We start from the raw sequence: 4,342 nt of genomic DNA, 5'->3' as shown, positions 1-4,342 counted from the left end.
AGGGTTATGGGCCGCGCCGGCTTCCTGTTGGCGCAACGCTGACCATCCCGCCGCAATAGCCCCGCTATATGCCTGAATGACACCGCCCGTCCGAAAACCGGACGGGCGTCCTGTTTTCGGCTAATTCATGTCGCCCCCAAAGTGACGTCGGTTTTGGGAGAACGACGCGCATAAAAACAAAGGCTTAAAGCGGGTCGTCTGAATCCATTCAGACAATCCGCTTTAAGGTGCGGCCAGACGCTGCATTGAATGCGCGCGCAAGATGGTTAGGTTCGCGTCTTCCGGAGAACCCTTATGTCGCTTCCCACCCCTGCCGAACCCAAGGCCGCAAAGGCGCCCGGCCCGTTGCCCGCTGGGCATCCGCCGGTCAAGGCGGGCAAGATCGGCGTCATGCTGGTCAATCTGGGTACGCCCGACGGCACCGATTTCAAGCCGATGTGGCGCTATCTCCGTGAATTCCTGTCCGACCCGCGCGTCATCGAGCTCAACAAGGCGATCTGGTATCCGATCCTCTATGGCCTTGTGCTCACCACGCGGCCCAAGAAATCGGGCGCCAACTACGCCCGGATCTGGAACCGGGAAAAGAACGAGTCGCCGCTGCGCACCTATACCCGCGCCCAGGCCGAAAAGCTGGCCGAAGCGCTGAGCGACCTGCCTGATGTCGTCGTCGACTGGGCAATGCGCTATGGCAACCCTTCAACCGCCAGCATTGCCCAGAGTCTGGTCGACCAGGGCTGCGACCGCATCCTTACCTTCCCGCTCTATCCGCAATATTCGGCGACGACCACGGCAACCGCTAATGATCAGCTGTTTCGCGCGCTGATGAAGATGCGCCGCGCACCGGCGGTCCGCAGCGTGCCGCCCTACTATGACGAGCCGGTCTATATCGAGGCGCTAGCGCGCTCGATCGAACGGCATCTGGCGACACTGGACTTCGAGCCGGAGGTGGTCATCACCTCCTATCACGGCATTCCAAAACCGTATTTCGAGAAGGGCGACCCCTATCATTGCCATTGCCAGAAGACGACGCGGCTGTTGCGCGAACGGCTCGGCTGGGACGACGGGAAACTGATCATTACCTTCCAGTCGCGGTTCGGCGCGCAGGAATGGCTGCAGCCCTATACTGACAAGACGGTGGAAAAACTCGCGCGGGACGGCGTCAAGTCGATCGCCATCGTCAATCCCGGCTTTTCCGTCGACTGCATCGAGACGCTGGACGAGATCGGCCGCGAGGCGGCTGAAACCTTCCACCATGCCGGCGGCAAGAATTTCGCCCATATACCTTGCCTCAACGATAGCGCGGAAGGGATGGCGGTGATCGAGGCGATGGTGCGGCGCGAACTGTCCGGCTGGGTCTAACCCGGAACAACACAAGCTCCGGGGCGTTAAGGCGCGCCTCCGGAGAATGCGATGCCCCGCAAACTCGACCTCAGAACTGGCCAGCCCGTCTGGTCGGCCTATCGCGCGCCTGCGGTGCCGACGGACGGCCTGATCCGGGACGTCAACACGGATGTGCTGGTCGTCGGCATGGGGATCAGCGGCGCCATGATGGCCGAGGCGCTGACGGCCGATGGCCATCGGGTGATCTGCATCGACCGGCGCGGCCCGCTGAAGGGCTCGACGGCCGCAACCACCGCACTGGTGGCATTCGAAATAGACCAGCCACTCTCCACGCTCTCGAAGATGGTCGGCAGAGCTTCGGCCCAGCAGGCCTGGCGACGCTCGCGGCTCGCCGTTTCCAATCTCGCCGGACGCATTGCCGAACTCGGCATCAACTGTGGCCTAAGCCGCATGCCGTCACTCTATCTGGCCGGCACGATGCTTGGTCCGCCGGAACTGCGCGACGAGGCCGAGGCACGTCGGCTAGCCGGCATCGGCGCCATCTGCTTAACCCGACAACAGCTAGCCGAGAAATTCGGCATCGACCGCGAAGGCGCCATTCTCGGCCACGGCAATATCGCCCTCGACCCACGCAAGCTGACGGCTGGGCTGCTGCTGAAATCCCTGGAGCGCAAGGCACGCTTCTATGCCCCCGTGGAAGCCACAATGATCGAGGACAGCGCCGAAGCTGTTGTCGTCGCGACCAGGGATGGCCCGACCATAACCGCACGACATGTTGTTCTGGCCACCGGCTACGAACTTGTCGACATCGTGCCGGCCACCGCCCACCGGATCATCTCGACATGGGCGATTGCGACACGCCCGCAACCGCGAAAGCTCTGGCCGGACGCAGCGTTCATCTGGGAAGCGTCGGAGCCGTATCTGTATATGCGCACGACGGTCGACGGCCGGGTCATTTGCGGCGGCGAGGACGAGGATTTTATCGACGAAGCGCGGCGCGACGCGCTGATCGCCGACAAGAGCACACGCATCGCCGAGAAGCTCGGCCTGATAGTTCCGCATCTCGACACCAGACCCGATTTTGCCTGGACCGGCTCGTTCGGCACCACGACCACCGGCCTGCCCTATATCGGCGCCATTCCCCGCCACCCGCGCATCCATGCGGTGATGGGCTACGGTGGCAACGGCATCACCTTCTCGCAGGTCGCTTCCGAGATTGTCCCGGCTTCGATCAACGGGCTGGATGACATGGATGCAAGATTGTTTGCCTTCAACCGCTGAGTGCAACCCTATAAACAATCCATCATCACCTGATTGTAACGCATCTGAAATACACTTAAGTCTTTGGTGAAGTCGGCGGCGCGAGAATGGCTTGTGCGGCCTTCGTCTGAGGGAGAGCCAAATGGATTTCAGTGGTTTCGATATTGCGATTGGTGCACTTGCACTTCTGGTATTGGTGCTGCTGATCAAAGGCATCAGGACAATCCCGCAAGGTTACAATTATACGGTGGAGCGCTTTGGCCGTTACACCAAGACACTGAGCCCAGGCCTCAATTTCATTTTCCCGTTCATCGACCGTATCGGCGCCAAGATGAACATGATGGAGCAGGTGCTTGACGTTCCGAGCCAGGAAATCATCACCCGCGACAACGCCATTGTCGGTGTCGACGGCATCGCCTTTTTCCAGATCCTCAACGCGGCGCAGGCCGCCTACCAGGTTTCCGGCCTGCAGAACGCCATCCTCAATCTGACGATGACCAACATCCGTACCGTCATGGGTTCGATGGATCTCGATGAACTCCTGTCGAACCGCGACGCCATCAACGAGCGCCTGCTGCGTGTCGTCGATGAGGCAGCCCACCCGTGGGGCATCAAGATCACCCGCGTCGAAATCAAGGACATCAACCCGCCGGCCAACCTTATCGAATCGATGGGCCGGCAGATGACCGCGGAACGCAACAAGCGTGCCCAGATCCTTGCCGCCGAAGGCCTCAAGCAGTCGCAGATCCTCGAGGCCGAGGGCCGCAAGGAAGCCGCCTTCCGCGATGCCGAGGCGCGCGAACGTTCGGCCGAGGCGGAAGCCCGCGCCACCCAGGTGGTGTCGGAAGCGATCTCCAAAGGCGATGTGCAGGCGCTGAACTACTTCGTAGCGCTGAAATACACTGAAGCGCTTGGCAGGATCGGCACGGCCACCAACAGCAAGATCGTGCTGATGCCCTTCGAGGCATCGTCGCTGATCGGTTCGCTCGGCGGCATTGGCGAAATCGCCAAAGAAGTCTTCCGCAGCGAAGGCACGACCGGCGGGCGCGCGGCCTGCCTCTGCGAGCCGGTCGTTCGCCCAACCGACAACTGAGGTCGAAACCAATGATCGACCGCATCGTTTCCGAACTCGGCCCGTGGAACTGGATGGTACTCGGTTTCATCCTGCTGGTGATGGAAGTCATCGCACCGGGTATCTTCATGCTGTGGATCGGCATCGCCGCGCTGATCATCGGCGCCGTGTCGCTGCTGGTCTGGGACGCCGGCTTCTGGACCTGGCAGGTCCAGGTCCTCGCCTTCCTGGCGCTGTCGCTGGTCTCGGCCTATGTCGGCAAGAAGCTGGTCGGCAGCCGCAACGACCCGACCGACCAGCCGCTGCTCAACCGGCGCGGCGCGCAAATGGTCGGCAGGATGGCGACACTTGCCGAGCCGATCCGGGACGGGCGCGGCCGCATCAAGCTGGGCGATACGCTGTGGCGTGTCTCCGGCCCGGATTTGCCGGCCGGCACGCAAGTGCGCGTGACGGGTGCGGCCGATACGGATCTGGAACTGACCGTCGAGGCGGTCTGAATTCTTGAAACCCACCGCTTGGACAAGGTGTGTTGAGATTCAGGTCAGGCCGAGTCGAAAACGGTGGGTTCCGAGAACCGGAGCGGAGCGTACTTTGGGTACGTGAGCACCGGAAGCGCAGGAAACCGTCGTTTGCAGGCCGGCATCACCTTAAGATCAGCACACCTTAGGC

General features: G+C 61.8%; 4 protein-coding genes. All 4 read left to right on the top strand.

The window, feature by feature from the left end:
• Positions 1 to 294: 294 nt before the first annotated feature.
• Entirely contained in the window at positions 295 to 1,359 is a 1,065-nt protein-coding gene (gene hemH / locus EN964_RS26305; RefSeq protein WP_127269750.1) for a ferrochelatase, read from the top strand.
• Between the two features lie 51 nt (positions 1,360 to 1,410).
• Entirely contained in the window at positions 1,411 to 2,622 is a 1,212-nt protein-coding gene (locus EN964_RS26300) for an FAD-binding oxidoreductase (RefSeq protein WP_127269752.1), read from the top strand.
• 121 nt (positions 2,623 to 2,743) lie between these two features.
• Positions 2,744 to 3,694 carry an SPFH domain-containing protein gene (locus tag EN964_RS26295; RefSeq protein ID WP_127276917.1) on the top strand — a complete coding sequence of 317 codons (951 nt, stop codon included), beginning with the start codon at positions 2,744 to 2,746 and terminating at the stop codon, positions 3,692 to 3,694.
• An 11-nt stretch (positions 3,695 to 3,705) separates the two neighbouring features.
• Positions 3,706 to 4,170, top strand: coding sequence for an NfeD family protein (locus tag EN964_RS26290; RefSeq protein ID WP_127269754.1), 465 nt, complete (start codon positions 3,706 to 3,708; stop codon positions 4,168 to 4,170).
• Positions 4,171 to 4,342: the final 172 nt, after the last annotated feature.

The sequence above is a fragment of the Mesorhizobium sp. M7A.F.Ca.CA.001.10.2.1 genome, from assembly GCF_003998575.1.
Taxonomy (GTDB): Bacteria; Pseudomonadota; Alphaproteobacteria; order Rhizobiales; family Rhizobiaceae; genus Mesorhizobium.
Note: the sequence above shows the minus strand (reverse complement) of the source record. Positions and strands in the feature narration are given on the sequence as shown.

Coding starts and splice junctions, on each gene's coding strand:
- hemH (WP_127269750.1), top strand. CDS start 295: ATGTCGCTTCCCACCCCTGCCGAACCCAAGGCCGCAAAGGCGCCCGGC.
- EN964_RS26300 (WP_127269752.1), top strand. CDS start 1,411: ATGCCCCGCAAACTCGACCTCAGAACTGGCCAGCCCGTCTGGTCGGCC.
- EN964_RS26295 (WP_127276917.1), top strand. CDS start 2,744: ATGGATTTCAGTGGTTTCGATATTGCGATTGGTGCACTTGCACTTCTG.
- EN964_RS26290 (WP_127269754.1), top strand. CDS start 3,706: ATGATCGACCGCATCGTTTCCGAACTCGGCCCGTGGAACTGGATGGTA.